Source organism: Malonomonas rubra DSM 5091 (assembly GCF_900142125.1).
GTDB classification, from domain to species: domain Bacteria; phylum Desulfobacterota; class Desulfuromonadia; order Desulfuromonadales; family Geopsychrobacteraceae; genus Malonomonas; species Malonomonas rubra.
Genome location: NZ_FQZT01000024.1, coordinates 1 through 15,524, shown reverse-complemented (window position 1 = coordinate 15,524; position 15,524 = coordinate 1). Strand labels below are relative to the sequence as shown.

Annotated in this window: 19 protein-coding genes and 1 tRNA gene; 10 read left to right on the top strand and 10 right to left on the bottom strand. The window is 54.0% G+C overall.

Annotation, left to right across the window (positions count from 1 at the left end; translation table 11 throughout):
• The first annotated feature begins 16 nt into the window (after positions 1–16).
• Positions 17–1,999, top strand: coding sequence for a P-loop NTPase fold protein (locus tag BUB13_RS17275; RefSeq protein WP_072910017.1), 1,983 nt, complete (start codon positions 17–19; stop codon positions 1,997–1,999).
• Between the two features lie 9 nt (positions 2,000–2,008).
• On the top strand, positions 2,009–2,383 hold the full coding sequence (locus tag BUB13_RS17270; protein ID WP_072910016.1) for a YajD family HNH nuclease: 375 nt from the start codon (positions 2,009–2,011) through the stop codon (positions 2,381–2,383).
• A gap of 25 nt (positions 2,384–2,408) precedes the next feature.
• Here the strand turns inward: BUB13_RS17270 and BUB13_RS17265 are convergent, their stop codons facing one another.
• The 9 genes from BUB13_RS17265 to nifE form a co-directional block, all read right to left on the bottom strand.
• Positions 2,409–2,939 carry a DUF3750 domain-containing protein gene (locus BUB13_RS17265; RefSeq protein WP_072910015.1) on the bottom strand — a complete coding sequence of 177 codons (531 nt, stop codon included), beginning with the start codon at positions 2,937–2,939 and terminating at the stop codon, positions 2,409–2,411.
• The gene (locus BUB13_RS17260) at positions 2,936–3,673 is read right to left on the bottom strand and encodes a dienelactone hydrolase family protein (protein WP_072910014.1); all 738 of its coding nucleotides are present in this window, start codon (positions 3,671–3,673) and stop codon (positions 2,936–2,938) included. Before BUB13_RS17260 ends, BUB13_RS17265 begins: the two co-directional genes overlap by 4 nt.
• An 82-nt stretch (positions 3,674–3,755) precedes the next feature.
• Complete coding sequence (locus tag BUB13_RS17255) at positions 3,756–4,127, bottom strand: SseB family protein (RefSeq protein ID WP_072910013.1); 372 nt, start codon at positions 4,125–4,127, stop codon at positions 3,756–3,758.
• Positions 4,128–4,138: 11 nt separating this feature from the next.
• The gene (tsaA, locus tag BUB13_RS17250) at positions 4,139–4,615 is read right to left on the bottom strand and encodes a tRNA (N6-threonylcarbamoyladenosine(37)-N6)-methyltransferase TrmO (RefSeq protein ID WP_072910012.1); all 477 of its coding nucleotides are present in this window, start codon (positions 4,613–4,615) and stop codon (positions 4,139–4,141) included.
• Complete coding sequence (locus tag BUB13_RS17245) at positions 4,616–5,041, bottom strand: ArsC/Spx/MgsR family protein (protein WP_072910011.1); 426 nt, start codon at positions 5,039–5,041, stop codon at positions 4,616–4,618. It lies immediately after the preceding gene.
• Between the two features lie 13 nt (positions 5,042–5,054).
• Positions 5,055–5,354, bottom strand: a complete 300-nt coding sequence (gene cowN, locus BUB13_RS17240) for a N(2)-fixation sustaining protein CowN (RefSeq protein WP_072910010.1) — start codon at positions 5,352–5,354, stop codon at positions 5,055–5,057.
• 24 nt (positions 5,355–5,378) lie between these two features.
• Positions 5,379–6,410, bottom strand: coding sequence for a nitrogen fixation protein NifQ (locus BUB13_RS17235; protein ID WP_084092275.1), 1,032 nt, complete (start codon positions 6,408–6,410; stop codon positions 5,379–5,381).
• Between the two features lie 20 nt (positions 6,411–6,430).
• Positions 6,431–7,723 carry a nitrogenase iron-molybdenum cofactor biosynthesis protein NifN gene (nifN, locus tag BUB13_RS17230; RefSeq protein WP_072910008.1) on the bottom strand — a complete coding sequence of 431 codons (1,293 nt, stop codon included), beginning with the start codon at positions 7,721–7,723 and terminating at the stop codon, positions 6,431–6,433.
• Entirely contained in the window at positions 7,711–9,063 is a 1,353-nt protein-coding gene (nifE, locus tag BUB13_RS17225; protein WP_072910007.1) for a nitrogenase iron-molybdenum cofactor biosynthesis protein NifE, read from the bottom strand. The genes nifN and nifE overlap by 13 nt, the downstream gene beginning before the upstream one ends.
• A 56-nt stretch (positions 9,064–9,119) precedes the next feature.
• On the opposite strand from nifE, the gene BUB13_RS18855 reads away from it, so the two are divergent.
• The 4 genes from BUB13_RS18855 (at position 9,120) to BUB13_RS17210 (ending at position 11,568) form a co-directional block, all read left to right on the top strand.
• The gene (locus BUB13_RS18855; protein WP_139249422.1) at positions 9,120–9,371 is read left to right on the top strand and encodes a hypothetical protein; all 252 of its coding nucleotides are present in this window, start codon (positions 9,120–9,122) and stop codon (positions 9,369–9,371) included.
• 62 nt (positions 9,372–9,433) lie between these two features.
• Entirely contained in the window at positions 9,434–10,561 is a 1,128-nt protein-coding gene (gene nifV, locus BUB13_RS17220; RefSeq protein ID WP_072910006.1) for a homocitrate synthase, read from the top strand.
• A 9-nt stretch (positions 10,562–10,570) separates the two neighbouring features.
• Positions 10,571–11,377, top strand: coding sequence for a GNAT family N-acetyltransferase (locus BUB13_RS17215; protein WP_084092273.1), 807 nt, complete (start codon positions 10,571–10,573; stop codon positions 11,375–11,377).
• Positions 11,378–11,490: 113 nt separating this feature from the next.
• Positions 11,491–11,568, top strand: a tRNA-Glu gene (locus BUB13_RS17210).
• 268 nt (positions 11,569–11,836) lie between these two features.
• Here the strand turns inward: BUB13_RS17210 and BUB13_RS19565 are convergent.
• A complete protein-coding gene (locus BUB13_RS19565) occupies positions 11,837–12,070 on the bottom strand; it encodes a helix-turn-helix domain-containing protein (RefSeq protein ID WP_072910004.1) in 234 nt (77 codons plus the stop codon).
• 182 nt (positions 12,071–12,252) lie between these two features.
• Between BUB13_RS19565 and BUB13_RS17200 the strand changes: the two genes are divergently transcribed.
• Genes BUB13_RS17200 through BUB13_RS17185 form a run of 4 tightly spaced genes read left to right on the top strand, consistent with a single transcriptional unit; the run spans position 12,253 to position 15,354 of the window.
• On the top strand, positions 12,253–12,492 hold the full coding sequence (locus BUB13_RS17200) for a hypothetical protein (RefSeq protein WP_072910003.1): 240 nt from the start codon (positions 12,253–12,255) through the stop codon (positions 12,490–12,492).
• A complete protein-coding gene (locus BUB13_RS17195; protein ID WP_072910002.1) occupies positions 12,485–13,711 on the top strand; it encodes an Arm DNA-binding domain-containing protein in 1,227 nt (408 codons plus the stop codon). Before BUB13_RS17200 ends, BUB13_RS17195 begins: the two co-directional genes overlap by 8 nt.
• A gap of 1 nt (position 13,712) precedes the next feature.
• Entirely contained in the window at positions 13,713–14,558 is an 846-nt protein-coding gene (locus BUB13_RS17190) for an HD domain-containing protein (protein WP_072910001.1), read from the top strand.
• The gene (locus BUB13_RS17185; protein WP_139249421.1) at positions 14,527–15,354 is read left to right on the top strand and encodes a DNA-binding protein; all 828 of its coding nucleotides are present in this window, start codon (positions 14,527–14,529) and stop codon (positions 15,352–15,354) included. Before BUB13_RS17190 ends, BUB13_RS17185 begins: the two co-directional genes overlap by 32 nt.
• Positions 15,355–15,524: the final 170 nt, after the last annotated feature.

Sequence of the window (15,524 nt, the reverse complement as noted above, 5' to 3'; positions counted from 1 at the left end):
GAAAAAGGAGCAGCAGATGGAAGGTCCTCCAGTTCACGATAACGTCATCGAAACCCTCAGGCTGATGGCAGAGGGCAGATCCTTCAAACCACAGATGGGGCGGAAGAGCGCCGAGGTGACAGCGTTGCAGCGCGCCCTGATCGGTCTCGGCTTCCGTTTGAATGATGATGGCTTCTGGGGGCCGCTGACCAGTGACGCCGTGCGCAGTCTGCAGGAAAAACTCGATTTTGAACCGACCGGCCAGCCGAATCCCGAACTGGTGAGGATCCTGCTCGATCTGTTGCAGAACCCGGGCATGCAGGAAGAGTTCAGCAAAAAGGTCGGCCCGGTCAGCCAGGAAGCGACCACTTCAGCGGAGCAGAAAGCAGGCGAGCCGGTGGTGGCGAGCGCAACCAGGGGGCAGGTGCTGCCGCATACCATCAGCGATGGGGCGGTGCGGGACGTCAGCCAGGACAGCCTCGGTTTCACCTCCTACGTTTACGGTCTGCAGCAGTTTCTTGCCGCCGAGGAGACCCGGCCGCCGCTGGCGATCGGCATCACCGCGCGCTGGGGCCAGGGCAAGACATCCTTCATGCGCATGCTCGAAACCGAGCTGGAAAGACCGCGCAAAGCGGGTCCCCGTTTTGTCTCATCCTGGTTCAATCCCTGGCTTTACAGCGATCCCGAACAGCTGTGGAATGCCTTTGTCTCCAACATCAGCAGCTGTATTCTGCACGCCCTGCCGCGCGGCAACCGGTTTTTATTCCACTATCGCCGCTTCAGGCACAATCTGGAACAGCGGGTCGGCTTCGGCATCCGTTTCTGGCTTGGCCTGCTGATGATTCTCTCGACCCTGGGGATTTTCCTTTACGCCGTCTGCAGCGATCTCGGCGGCACCGCGATGCTCGATATGGCAGGCAAGTATATCGGACCCGACACCAAAGAACTGCTGACGGATCATTCCACGTTGCCTTTTCTGCTGAGTGTTTTCGGTGCCGTTTTCCTTGCCTCGATCTTTTATTACCGAGTGGTGAAAAAGCTCGATTTCGGTCTGATCGATTATCTGCAGAAGAAGGATTTCTCCGTCAAAGCGGGTGCCCTGGTGCAGTTTCAGAACGAAATGGAATTGCTGGCCGAGGCGATCCCTGACGATCTGCGCGTGGTCGTGTTTATCGATGATCTTGACCGCTGCGAAGAGAAAATCCTGATGGAGGTGATCAGTTCGCTGCAGGTGCTGACGGTGTCGAGTAAGTGTTATTTCGTCCTCGGTCTCGATCTGGCCATAGTCGCCCGCCAGATCGAGGGTTCGGTATTGGCCCAGGCACTGGAACAGACTGACGAAAAGCAGCACCCGTTCCAGCACGGCAGCGGTTTCCGTTTCCTGGAAAAAGTTATCCAGGCGCGCTTAAGTGTGCCGCCCTATGACCATGAAGAGATCAGGGGGATGGTGGAGAGGCTGCTGCCGAAGTCGCTGGCAGTAAAAACCGGGGAAGAGGATGATGCGACGGCAGTCAAGACGGTCAGCCAGGCAGAAGTGGCGCAGGTTGTCCGGGTCGATGATCCCGCGATCCAACCTCCCGAGGATGAAGAAGTGCTGGATGCTCCCGAAATCGGTGAGGCCCTGGTCAAGTATGGCCCGGTGTATTTCGATAATCCGCGCAGCCTGAAACGCTTTATGAACTCTTTCCGCATGCACGCCCACCTGGCGACGGTTGTCGATAACGGCATCTCTACAGATCAGCTGGCGCGCTACTTCGTGCTGGCCGAGTGCTGGCCGGGACTGCTCGATTATTTCAAGCACAACCCGCAGCGCCTTATGGCAGAAGGAAAATTTGTTCCACTGGCGAAAGAGCAGGGAACCGGCGGTCGCTCGCTGGAAAAGGAAATTGACAGGTTGATGGAGGGAGCCGCCGGAGGACTGTTCCGTGAACAGCCAGCTCTCGATGGTGATACCATCGTCCATCTCTGCAAATGGTACGGATTCCGCTTTTACCGGGCGGAACGCTTCAGTACACCTTAAGGGACAATGATGGCGGAGCGAAATAAACTAAGCAAGGACGAACAGCGCGATCAGCTGGTCGCGCAAATGCGGCAGGAAGAACAGGGGCGCCAGCTTGGTTACCGGGAGCAGGCGTTGAAAATTTTCCCCCATGTCTGCGCCCGTTGTACGCGGGAATTCGAGGGGAAGAGTCTGCGTGAACTGACGGTCCATCATAAAGACCACGATCATGACAATAATCCACCGGACGGCAGTAATTGGGAGCTGTTATGCATCTACTGCCACGAGCATGAACATACCCGTGGCATCCAAGGTGATCGCGAAGCAGATTCCCCAGCCGAGTCGCAAGGTTCATCCCTGGCCCATTCCCCCTTTGCCAACCTCGCCGAGCGGCTGAAAAAATAGTCGAAACCGTCTCGGCTGAGCCTGTTCAATTCAGGTAGCCGCTGCCGATAGCACGGAATGGCAGCTTCAGATCAAGTTCCGGAACCTGTTTGGCGATCCAGGCGGTAAAGGTGTTGCTGTTCGGCCCCGGGAAGACCCGGTATTCGTTTTGCCAGGGATAGTCGCGAGCCGCCTGATCGACGGCTGCAATCAGCATCTCTGCTTCTTCCCCTCGGTGCTCGGCAAGCAGTTCCGGTTTTTCGCCAAACCAGTGCCGATCCGGCAGGTCGTTGGCAATGCGCAGCACTGACATGCCACGATTAAGCCGCCAGCCGATGACTTCATAAACGGTATAGTTATCCGCCGCATTTTCCTTGGTGGCGACCCAGGTATGGATTGCGAACCAGCCGCGCCAACCCCAGGCTTTGGCGCCATAAACCTGAACGATCGCTTCACTGGTGCTCTGCGGATCGGGCGCAATCCCGGCCGATTCGCGACTGGCGGTGCGCCAGTCGCGGTTATTGCAACCGGTCAGCAAAGTCATCAGCAAGAGACCACCGAGTAAGTAACGGATCATTTGAGGGTCGCGTTAAGGTATTGCACGAACCTGGCCCAGGATTTTTCGTCCGCGTCTTTGCGGTATCTCTCACTGCCGAACACGGTAAAGGCGTGTGGTGCGCCACTGTAAGTGATCATTTCGTGTTTGATTTTGGCCTGTTCCATCTCGACCGCCAGCTTGGCGAAGTCATCCATACTTACTGCGGCATCCGCCGTCCCGTGCAGGACCAGAACCGTCCCTTTGGTCTGGCTGTAGTCTTGGCCTTCAGGCGTCGTGAGCCCGCCGTGGAAGGAGACGAAACCTTTCATGTTCGCACCGCTGCGGGCATGCTCCAGGGTAACGGCTCCACCAAAACAGTAGCCGATGGTGACCGCGTTGCTGGTATTGCCGCCAACAGAGGTGGCTGCGGCGACGGCTCCATCCAGCAGGCTGCGCATTTTGGCGCGGTCTTTATAGAGGGATCCGGTCATTTTCCTTTTATCTTCAACGGCTGTCGGTCTGACACCTTTGCCGAACATGTCCGCCGCGAATACGGCGTAGCCCAGTTCGTTGAGCATTTCCGTCCGTTTGATTTCATAATCGGTCAGCCCGTCCCAGTCGTGAATCATCACTACAAGCGGGGCATTGTCTGCCGGGCTGGAGTAGTAGCCTTCATAGGTTTGGCCGTTAACCTGATAGTCGACCACCTGGCCGGCCAGGGCGGTCGCTGTGCCCAGAAGAAACAGAAAAAAGAGACTTGATAATGTTTTCATGACTTACCTCTCTGTACAATAGCTGACTATTTAGGTCAACTTTAGCAGGAGGCGTCAATCGACGCAAGTGGGGCTCAACTTATCAGGGGAGAGATTGCAGAAAGGCGATTTCTTCCGGTACGAATTCCTTGGCCCGTTCGCTACCGATATTGACCGCCCAGTGGATCCCGCCAGGGGTGTGCTTGACCATTTCGTAGCCGGCCAGGATCATGTACTTGACCGGTTTCTTCGACCAGCTGTTGACCCGTTCTTCGGTGTCGAACAGCAGGACGTAACGTTTCTCATCCGCTTCAAACAGCATCGGCGTGACGCTTTCCCGTTCTTCAATCGGGGTATCACTGCCGTCATCGACTATCGGGATGTAAAAATCGGTTTTCAGTACCTGATCGTAGTATTCGCCTTGAGCGTTGTCGTCATTGATGTATTTTTCCAGTGCTTCATCTAAAGCGGTCATCTGTTGTCCTTTTAAGCAAAACGTTTATCGGAACGGGCATTTTTTACACCCTCGTGGCCCTGCTGCATCCAGCCGGTGGTTATTTCCCCTTCCGGTTGGTCGAACTCAGGCAGATAGGGTTTGATATCGAGCACAGGTGTGCCGTCAAGGATGTCGATACTTTCAACGGTCAGGATGTTACCTTCGATCTTCTGCAGTTTGAGCACCGACAGGCCGATGTGGTTCGGTCGGGTGGGTGCGCGAGTGGCGAATACGCCGCGTGGCTCAGGGTCGAGGAAGGGCGTCACGGTCAGGCTGTTTTTCTCTACCCGGTGAAAGTGGTAGAGGACGATGATGTGGGAGAAGCCAGCGAGATCGCTCAAACCCTCGACCAGTTCCGGATTCAGTTCAATCCGCCCGATTTCTCCCTTGGCACCGCCCGGCTGGATTGGCATCTCGGCGATCTGATGAAAGGGGGAGTGGATAACGCCGATCGGCTCAATCTGCATTTAAATCTCCGTGCCATCGCAGGCAATAGTGACGCAAGGACAGTTTTTGGGATCGCGTTCACCGACCGATTCCAGCTTCAGCCCGACCCAGTTGTGTACCTGCTCGACTTCGAAACCGGCCAGTCGCTCGTTGCCGACCTGCATCAGCGGACGAACGATCAACAGTGGCTCGGCGACCATCATGTTCAGCGCATCATCAGCCGAAATCTGCTGCGGGTCAAGTTCGCCCGATTTTATTTTCGGATTGGTGATGTTGAACCATTCTGCCACCGGGCGCGCACCGAAAAATTTTGCCAACTCGTCTTTTGTCCAGTTATCGGTCAGCAGGTCGCGCACATCCAACTCGTGCCCGGAGGCGAGTAGAATCTCTTTCTGCTTGCTGTTGCCTTTGCAGCCCGGCTTCTCCCAGAAAATGATTTTTGCCACGTTACTGTTCCTTTCAGCAGCACTCGCGTTCGATCTGGTCAAGCAGTTCGAGCGCTTCGCTGTCATCCTGTTCTTCGAAGATTTCGTAGAGGTTATTGATGTAAGTGTGTATCAGGAAGATTTCATCGATGGTGCGGCCGTTGTTATCTGCCGGCTTACCGATTTTATCGAGCATCTCTTTGAATTTTTCCCAGAAGGGGTTGCTCTTTTCCGGGTCGTCGATGTGCGCGCGCAACATCTCCATCAGGCGTTTCGAGTTGCCTTCACAGTCGATATTTTTGTAGGTGACATAACGGTCGGTTGTTGTAGTCATTCAGCTTCGATCCTTGTTTAAAAGTTATGCGTTTTCCGGGGCAAAACAGAGATGATAGTCGCTGCAGTCTGCACAATTGGGTGATTTGCACATGACCCCGCCGTTCATGTCGCAGGCCTGTTTGAACAGGTAACGCTTCCAGCGCATCCCCTTGTTGTTGGCCAGTGCCAGGGTTGGCAGGTGACGGCGGATAGCAGCGGTCAACTGGGGACGTTTCAGCAGTCCCATCGATACCCACAGGTGACCGGGCAATGCGGCGCGGCAGGCAATGGCTTTTGCCAACAGTTCCGCCAAGTGGGCTTTGCGACCGGCCTGATCGCAGGGGACATGGGAGAGCAGGATCGACAGCACATCCGGGTTGATGCCGGGTGGCGGGGTTTGCTTCGGTTGGGGTTCGCTGCTGGTAACCTTGCGGCGATCGAAACCGGGAAAGTAGATGGCGAGTATTTTGTCGACGTCGGTCGACTTCAGGCCCAGCCGATTGGTCATGATGCCGCCTTCCTGTTTCGCCAGCGTCAATAGCCCGGCAAACATCTGTCGATCTTCGTAGAAGATTCCGGGCGGGATGTCGGTGTCGAGCAGTGCACGATAAAAAGGATCGCGGCGGTTGACACGCGGGTTGAGATCCTCTTCAGCCTCCGGCTGTATTTCCGCTGCGACCGGTTTTGCCCCGTTCCGGGCACTGTTGACGGCCGCCTGAAAGGCCTGAGCAGCAAGCTCGGCGCAGTAATTACGCTCTTCCGGCAGACCTCCCAGTTTACGGTTGATCAGGTCTGGGGTGCACTGAATGCTCTCCTGCAGCGAGTGGCCTTCGCTCAACTCGGCAATGGCGGCACAGGCAGCGATGGTGAAGCCACAGCCGAAGACCTGGTAGCGAATTTTTTTGATCAGTTCGTTATCCAGTTTCAGGGTGAAGCGTACAGCAAGGCGGTTGCCTTTATCTTGATCGCGCAGGCCGACCTCACCCGTACCGTCCGGTTTGTCGAGCAGGCCAATGTGGGTTTCGTCAGCGGCGTATTTGCGGATTTTTTCTGTATAGCCTTGCATCGTTTTCATTTCCCCCAAGGTTTTTTACTTTAAGACGCTTTGTGGGTTCTCCACTCCTCCGCTGCATTCGCGCACTCAAACAAAAAGTAAGCCCCACCTTCATACAGCACATCATTCTTCAAAGCATTCCCCACTTGCTCCCAATTGGGAAATCCACGTGTTACCAAGCCTTTACCAAGACGGTGAGCCAATGCTTCGCAGTGGAAATTGCCGATCATCAGGTCATAGTCATCCGCCAGCTTCTCGGCATCCTCGAGATCGCCAACGAGCACTTTTGCAGCACGTATCTTTTCCAACTGCAGTGAATCAACTGACGAAATCGCTGCCGCAACTCGACCGCCTGCTTCATACAGCGACTGGCAAATCCCGGCCAGCTGATCCGGCTCACCCACCACCAGAAAACGGGTCTGGCCGAGGGAAAAATGGGAATCAAGCATGGCGTCCTGCAAGCGCTTGCGCCAGCGGACAATGTTGGTTTGCGGCAACTCGATGCCGCTCTCCTGCATCAGCAGTTCGATCAGGCTGTCGCTTGCTTCCAGTCCACTCAGGTGCGAGAAGTGCTGATGGCGCATGGAGGAATTTTTTCCCAGCAGAGCAGCGGCACATTTCTGCATCGAATCGCCGACGCTCAGTACCAGCGTCGCATCGCCGAGGTGTTTGATCTCTTCGACCGAGATTCCACCGCTGGAGAGCGCCGCTTGCTTGTCGCCCAGATGGCCGTCGAGGGAAGTCGACAGATCGGGCAGGGCGTAAGTTGTAAAACCGAAGGCCTCACAGGTCTGCTTGATCTTCTCCACCTCAATCGGCTGCAGGCTGACGTGCGGAAGGATGACGATCTTTTTTACATCGATCTGCTCAGAGGGCTCGACCAGTTGCTCGATAAGAGCTTTGCAGGTCAAGGCCCAGCCACTCTCCAATCCGCCCTCGTAGTCGGGGCTGTTGACGTAAACCAGCGGGAATTCCACTTTTCCGGCGACGCCGCGGATGTCGTCCCCCTTGGTTTCCGGCAGGCCGGTGGTGTGCAGACCGATCAGGCTTGGGGTGACTTTCTTGGTGATGTTCTTGACCGACTCGACGATGCTGTAGTCGCCGCCGTCGAGCACGGCGATGGCATCGGTGACAGCACTGGTCTGAATCGCGATCGGTTCACAGAAGTGGCGGGTGTAGAACACCTTGGTGAAGCTGGTGCAGCCCTGGCCGCCGTGCATCAGCGGCATGCATTTGTCGATGCCGAGGAAAGCGAGGGTTGCTCCCATCGGCTGGCTCAGCTTGAACGGGTTGACCTGCAGCGGTTTGCCCGATTTGTTGATTACTTCTCCCATGGTGCCCTCCGTGAAACCAGCTTGAACACCGGGTTCTCCAGTGCGTTTTTCAGATCTTCCGCCAGATTGAGCAGGCCGTTGTAGCCGCCGTAGCTCTTTTTCTTCTCCTGGTTGACGTCGGCGAAGGCGATCCTTTTTTTGATCGCCGTGTAGAGTGAGCGGCCACCAGCCAGAAGCAGGTGCGCACCTTTTTCGTCAATCAGCTTGGCCTGCTCGGCACCGGGGTTCATCATCAGCACGCCCTCTTCGCCGAGATACTCGCGGGCTTTGACGCGGTCGGCCTCGGTCGCTTTTTTCACTGCCGTGGCGACCACTTCGATCCCCAGATCCTGCAGTGCCGAGGCGATCGACCAGCTCTTGTTGCCGCCGGTGTTGAGGACCGCTTTTTTGCCGGCAAAAACTTTTTTGTAGGGGGCGAGCTTTTCTTCCAGTTTTGCCTCTTCGCGGGCGATCAGTTTTTTCGTCCGTTCGATCAGCTCTGCATCGCCCAAAGCCTCGGCAATCGCCAGCAGTCCATTACTGGTGTCCCGCTTGCCGTAGAAAGACAAAGAGATACTCGGGATGTCGTACTGCTCCTGCATCTTGCGGGTGAGAGAAATCAGTGACTTGGCACAAACGATGACGTTCAGCTTGGCGCGGTGGGCAGTGCGGATGTCGGCGACCCGGCCATCTCCGGAAAGAGTCGAAAGAATGCGAATCCCCAGCTCATCCAGCAGGTGACTGTACTGCCACATGTCGCCGGTGACGTTATATTCGCCGATCAGGTTGATATCGAAGGGGGTGGTTGTCTCTGGCTCTTTGCTGCCGATCAGGTGGCGCAATGCGGCTTCGCCACCGAGGCGGCTGCCGAGGTTTTTGCTGCCGACAAAACCGGGCGCATGCACCGGAATCATCGGCACGTCATATTTTTCAGCCGCCTGTTTGCAGATCAGATCAAGGTCGTCACCGATCAGCGCAGTGACACAGGTGGAATAGACGAAGATCGCTTCCGGTGCATAGTGTTCCATGATGTAGTCGATGGAGTCTGTCAGCTTCTTTTCACCGCTGAAGACGACATCGTTCAGGCTGACATCAGTGGTGAATCCCATCTGGGTGAAATCACGCCCCTGCCAGCTGGTTGCAGTCGCACGGGTTTCCCAACTGGAGCCAAGGCAGGTCATCGGCCCGTGAACCAGGTGGGCGGCGTCGGCATAGGGGAAGAGGGAAATCTGTGCTCCCTCGAAGGCGCAGCCGCCGGTGGTCGCTCCTGGCGTCGGGGCGTTGCAGGCGACTTTTTTACTTTTATTGTGTTCACAGGCGCTCTCGTCGAGCAATTCACGAATTTTGGGTTTTGCAGACACGACTTTTCTCCAGAATAAGATAAATGAAAATCCGACGCGTCTTTGGGAGGGATAAATTGAAGCTACGACTTTGTAGCTCGCTTTTCTCTAGAGCAAAACCCTTGCCAGTTTGTTACTCACTGAATTTACGTGCTTTTGCCCGTAGTGCCGGCAGCTGCGGCGCGAAATCTGTGCATTCTGCCCATAAATTGATCACTTTTTTGTCAGCAATAGCGGGGATGCCGCTATTTATCCGCTTTGTCGAATTGGCACTGCCCTTGCTGATTCGAACGGAGTCAAACCAAATCAGCAACGGCGCTGATGATTGAACCGGCAACGATGCCCCGCCCTTTACATAAAAGGCGCGGGGTTTTTATTTGGAGTTGAAGCTATGGATATTCTGGAAAACAGAGCGATTGTGATTGACGATACCACTTTGCGCGATGGCGAACAGACTGCTGGCGTGGCGTTCAGCCTGGAAGAGAAGAAGCGGATCGCGCGGATGCTGGATGAGATCGGTGTCGGCGAGCTTGAATGTGGTATCCCGGCGATGGGTGAACAGGAGCAGGCATCGATCCGCGCACTGGTCGACATGGGGCTGAACGCGCGGCTGATGACCTGGAATCGGGCGGTTATCTCAGACATCGAAGCGTCGTTGAAAACCGGTGTGGAGGCGGTTGATATCTCCCTTTCTGTTTCTGATCAACATATGAAACACAAGTTAGGCAAATCTCGCCAGTGGGTAAAAGAACAGCTGAAGGTCGCGCTCGGTTTCGCAAAAAAACATAACCTGTACGTTTCTGTCGGCGGGGAAGATTCCAGCCGTGCCGATCTCGATTTTCTCGTCGAGCTGCTGCAGATTGCTGAAAACGAAGGTGCTGATCGTTTCCGCTTCTGCGATACCCTCGGTATTCTCGATCCGTTCGCCACTTATGGAATGGTGAAATATCTTTACGACCGAACCGGACTCGATCTGGAAGTGCATACCCATAATGATCTGGGGATGGCGACGGCCAACGCTATCGCCGGTATCCGTGCCGGGGCGCGGTTCGTCAATACTACAGTGAATGGCCTCGGTGAACGGGCAGGTAACGCGGCGCTGGAAGAGGTGGTGATGGCACTGAAGCACGCATGTGGCCGTGACCCGCATATCGATACCAGTCGTTTTGTCGAAATTTCCCGCTATGTCAGCCAGGCGAGTCATCATCCGGTTCCGGATTGGAAAGCGGTGGTCGGGGAGAAGGTGTTTTCCCACGAGTCGGGTCTGCATGCAGATGGCGTCATCAAGGATGCGCGCAACTATGAAGGTTTCGACCCGGCGGAAGTTGGCCTGCAAAGGTACATGGTGCTCGGGAAACATTCCGGTAGCCATGGCCTGCTGCAGCGATTGAAGCAGCTTGATATCGATCCGCAGCAGCTTGATGTCGATGCCCTGCTCAGCCAGGTACGATGCGTCGCGCAGCAGCAGAAGCGCCCGATCGACGATCAAGGGTTGCTGAGACTTTGTAACGTCGCCTGAGTTGAGCAGATGCAATTTCGACTATTGACTGAAGAAGACTGGCGCCAATTTATGTGCTGGGCCGCACAGGAGAACTGGCGCGTTTCGTTTCAGGAACAACGACTGCTGCAGAGTTTATGGCGTCCGTACTTTTTTGCTCTATACAAAGAAGGAGTGCTGCGCGGATTTGTTTCTGCAGTCGCCTATAAAGAAAGCGGCTGGATCGGCAACCTGCTGGTACCGGAAAAAGAGCGCGGCAAAGGTTTTGGCTCGGCATTGTTTGACTATGCTCTGCAGTTCCTGCAGAAGGCTACCCCGACACGGGTCTGGTTAACCGCTTCAGCCGCGGGACAGCCGATCTATGAACGGCGCGGCTTCAAAGTGATCGATCGGATCGATCGTTGGGCGACTGGGGGGCAGGGGGGCCTTCCTGCAGAGGCTGATGCACCGGTCGCTGACCTGGTTGCCCTCGATACCGTTTGCTGGGGCGAATCGCGCTCACCTCTGATTAATGCGTTAAGTGATGATGGCAGTATCAGCCGTGCAGGAAAAAGCATGGGGTTGTTGCAGCCGGGGGTAGATGCCTGGCAGTTTGGGCCATGGCTTTCGCCGGATCGCAATGTCGTGGATAATCGGAAACTGCTGCAATTGGTTGTTTCGAGGACCCCGCCTGGCAAAGACCTGCTGGTTGATGTCCTCCATTCCTCTGAAATGGAGTTAGTGCTGCGAACCAGCGGGTTTGAAAGGCGAGGCTCAAATCAATTGATGGTGCTCAGTGATGAGCCGGTTTCCTTGAATGGCGTCATGGCATTGGCCAGCCTCGGCAGCATCGGCTAGTCGTATGCGGGATAGATATTTTTTTCTTGCACCGAACAACACTTTAAGGTAGAAAGATCGTCCCGAACCCAACGACCTGCGGGGACATTTCCCGCGGGGACTAGAAGTTATAAGTCCCTATCGTCTAGCCTGGCCCAGGACACCGGCCTTTCACGCCGGCGACGGGGGTTCGAATCCCCCTGGGGACGCCAAAAAGAAACAAGCACTTAGCCGATTTCGGTTAGGTGCTTTTTTCTTTTGTGCCCATTTTGTGCCCGCGCTGTGCCCATGATTTTGGATTTTGACCGCCGGTCTGTCTAAAACCCTGCATTCCACAAACCGATGGTCGGTTTTTTTTGACTTTCGGCTTTCCTTGGGCACCGTGCCCTCTTGATTTCAGTAAGTTATGAAACAAAGAAATGTGCCAAAAATTATCTTGTTTTTTTTCCACTAGAAAATGGCTAATTTTGACTCTCGGTCTTATTCTGGGCTCACATCCTCTAGGTGCTCCATCAAGTCAGCAATCTGGCATTTAAAGAATGTGCAGAGCTTATCGATGTTGTCAGTCGTCGTATTGTAATTACGCTGATTGGCAATTTTTGAGAGGGTAGTTCTGTGGATTCCTGTCTGATTTGCTATTTCCTCAAACGTCAATCTATTCCCCGTTCGGAATTGATAGTCTGACATCAGTTCTCTCAACCTATAGCGGATCACTATTCGCTCCCTTCATTGTTCGGTACATAACCACATCAAAATACCCCATCGGCAAGCACACAGCAAGCGTCAACTGTTGCGCCCCCGAGCTGAATGTAGAATAAAAATGAAAAATGTGATTGACGGTCACTTTAAAGCGATATATGATGTAGTTACACATCAAACGTAGAGAGGAGACTACAATGGAGCAAAAAACTTACATGACAACTGAAGAGCTGGCTAACCGTTTACGTTACGATCCTCGTTACATTCGTAGCGCTCTCAAAGACTCGGTCTTTATTGAGGGCATCCATTACATCCGTCCCTTTGGCCGTCGCCGTGTGCTTTACATCTGGGAGCAAATTGAAAAGGACATGGTTAAGGCTTCTCAGGAAGAGATGGATTCTATTCCTATGGCCAGGGGAGGGGTTTTCAATGGGTAGTATTCGTAGCCGTAACGAAATTCTGTTTTTTGACTTTCGCTATAAAGGTATTCGTTGCCGCGAGCAAACGTTGCTTGATGACACACCTGAAAATCGCCGCAAGCTTGAGCCTTTTATGGAACAGATCGACAAGGAGATTAAGCAGGGGGACTTCGATTATGAGAAGTATTTCCCGAACAGCAAGAATCTAGCAAAGGTTGCTGAAAAAGAAGGCCGTTTGGCTGCTGAGGTTTCCAATTGTCAGCCTGCATGCGGTGAAACACCTCTGTTTAACAATTTCGCTGAAGAGTGGTTCGATGAAAACCTGATTCGCTGGAAACTGTCTCATCAGGAGACAGTTCGGGGGATTCTGAACAAGCACTTGCTTCCCCGGTTTGGAGAGATGCAAGTCGGCCACATCACCAAGGGTGACATCCTTAAATTCCGGTCCTCACTCGCCAAAGTCCAGATCGGAAACAAGACGGGGTTATCGCCTATGCGGATTAATCACATCATGTCGTCAATTCGTATGATTATGAGTGATGCGGCCGACCGCTATCAATTTATCACGCCCTTTCGTGGAATCAAACCGCTGAAAGTGCCCAAATCGGATATTGATCCCTTCACAATCGAAGAGGTGCAACTCTTTCTGGAGAACGTCCGGGAAGATTTCCGGAATTACTATACGGTACGTTTTTTCACCGCGATGCGGACCGGAGAAATCGATGGGCTGAAGTGGAAGTATGTCGATTTTAACCGGCGGGAGATTCTGATTCGCGAAGCCTTGGTTCGTATGCGGGAGATTCTGATTCGCGAAGCCTTGGTTCGTATGCGGGAGGAAACAACCAAAACTCCCGGTTCGGTTCGCGAGATCCAGATGTCGGAGCCGGTCTATAACGCATTGAAGGCCCAGTGGGAAGTTACTGGCAACAAGAGCGATTTCGTCTTCTGTACCCGGCGGGGCGAACCCTTCAATCATACCAATATCACCAAGCGGATCTGGCATCCCACCCTGGAGATGCTTGGCCTGAAGCGGCGGCGGCCCTACCAGACCCGCCATACCATGGCAACGCTGTGGCTGGCGTCCGGCGAGAACCCGGAGTGGATCGCTCGGCAGATGGGGCATAGCTCGACCACCATGCTGTTCACCGTCTATTCCCGCTTTGTCCCCAACCTGACCCGGCGTGACGGTTCCGCATTTGAGAACCTGCTGGCCACGCGTGTAAAAGGAGATCGTTAGGATGAGTGATCTGCAAACCCTACAGCTGCATTCTCCCGGAGCATTTATCGCAGACGTTCGCATGCGGGACGTCGCTTGCCATGAAACCCGTGATGGCCAGCCGTATCTTCAATTCATGCTGGAAGATATCAGTGGGGCAGTCCCGGCTTATGTGTGGAGAGAAGATCTTCACAGGGCATGTTATCTGCAAAATTACAGTCTCGTCCGTGTTGCCGGGCGAACCCGCTGCTGGAATCGTCAGTTTCAGATCGATGTCGATGACATTAGGCCGATGGCATACAGGCACCTGGATGACGTTATCCGACTGTTGCCGCTGAGTCTCTGTCCTTTGCCGATGTTGCTGCCGCGTTTACAGGCGGCGCTGAACCAGATTACCCATCCGGCATTGCGCAACTTTATCCTGTCAGTGTTTGCCAATGACAGTATTGCTTTTGCTTTTCTGAACGTGCCCGCCAGTCTGAACTACCACCATAACTATCCCGGTGGGTTGTTGGACCATAGTCTCGAAGCCTTTGCAATGGTTGAGCGATTCCGTGAATTGCCACGAGACAGTTACGAAATCGGACTGGTTGCCATCCTGTTTCATGATATCGGCAAGATTCAGACATTGAGTGCGGATATGCAGATCACATCCCTTGGTTGCTCTGTTGAACATGACAAGCTGACTTTGGAAATTCTTGCGCCCTATTTGAAGCACCTTGAAAAAGAGTGGCCGGAAGGAGCCAGGGAATTGCGGTGTGCCCTGACCTGGAAGCTGAGTTCACAGGTTCCAACATATGATATCGCGGAAATAGTTGCCTGCTGTGACCGGTTGAGTGCCGGTTTGGATCGGCGCAAGGCGGCCTAGCAAAGACAGAGGTTCCAGTAACGTTACAGCTGTAACGTTACTGGAACAGTGGAGGAACAGGACGATGGAGCAAGGTGTTAATCGCGAAAGTGTGCAAAAGGCCATAGAGCTTCTTCGCGACCACGGTGAACGTGTCAGCCGGAGAAATGTCCGGCGCCTGACCGGGGGTGGCATGTCCACCGTCCATAAATTGATGAGTGAACTAGAAGCGTTGGACTCGTTACGAGAACTCGCCCCCAAAGACGGTATTTCGGACGCCTTGCAGAAAATGATTCTGCAGGAAATTGGCGAACAAGTGAAGCACGCAACGAAAAAATATCAAGAGCAGATGGGAGAAGGCGAAGTCCGTGAAAGGGAGCTTCTGGAGGCCCTCTCAGATACCGAAAGTGTCATCCAGAATCAGGCGACTGAGCTTGAGGCCGTTAAGGCGCAGGCAGAAGAATTCAAAAAAGAAGCGGCAACAGCTCAGGCGGTTTCTGAAGAAACGATTTACCGCTTTGAGAAAACCGTTATCGAACTCCACGAAGAGCGTAAGCAGCAAAACGAACTGATCGAAAAGCTCAAAGTTGATCTTGCCAAAGCTGAGCAGCGGGCTGAGCGGTCCGAAGAGTCAGCAAGCAATGCCGAAAGCACAATTGCCCGGCTGCACGATGACGTGCAAAAACTGCAAAAAACCAATCTGGAGATTGAGAAGCGTGCTGCGGCTTCAGCTCAAAAATCATCTGACCTTCGCGAGGCATTGGGGAAAGCTGAGAAGCGGATAAAATTTCTGGAAATCGCAAGCTCTGGAAAATAAAAAATAGAAACCGGTCTTGTTTGCAGGGGGCGGGTGGCCTTTGGCAAAAATACCTATTTTTGAAAAATGGTGGGTCCCCCCCGTGTCAGGATAGTTGTCGCCTCTAACTGAACTCCAAAACAAATCATTGGGGCAGTTCGGAGGAACATGTATTCTAAAGCGTATCGGGC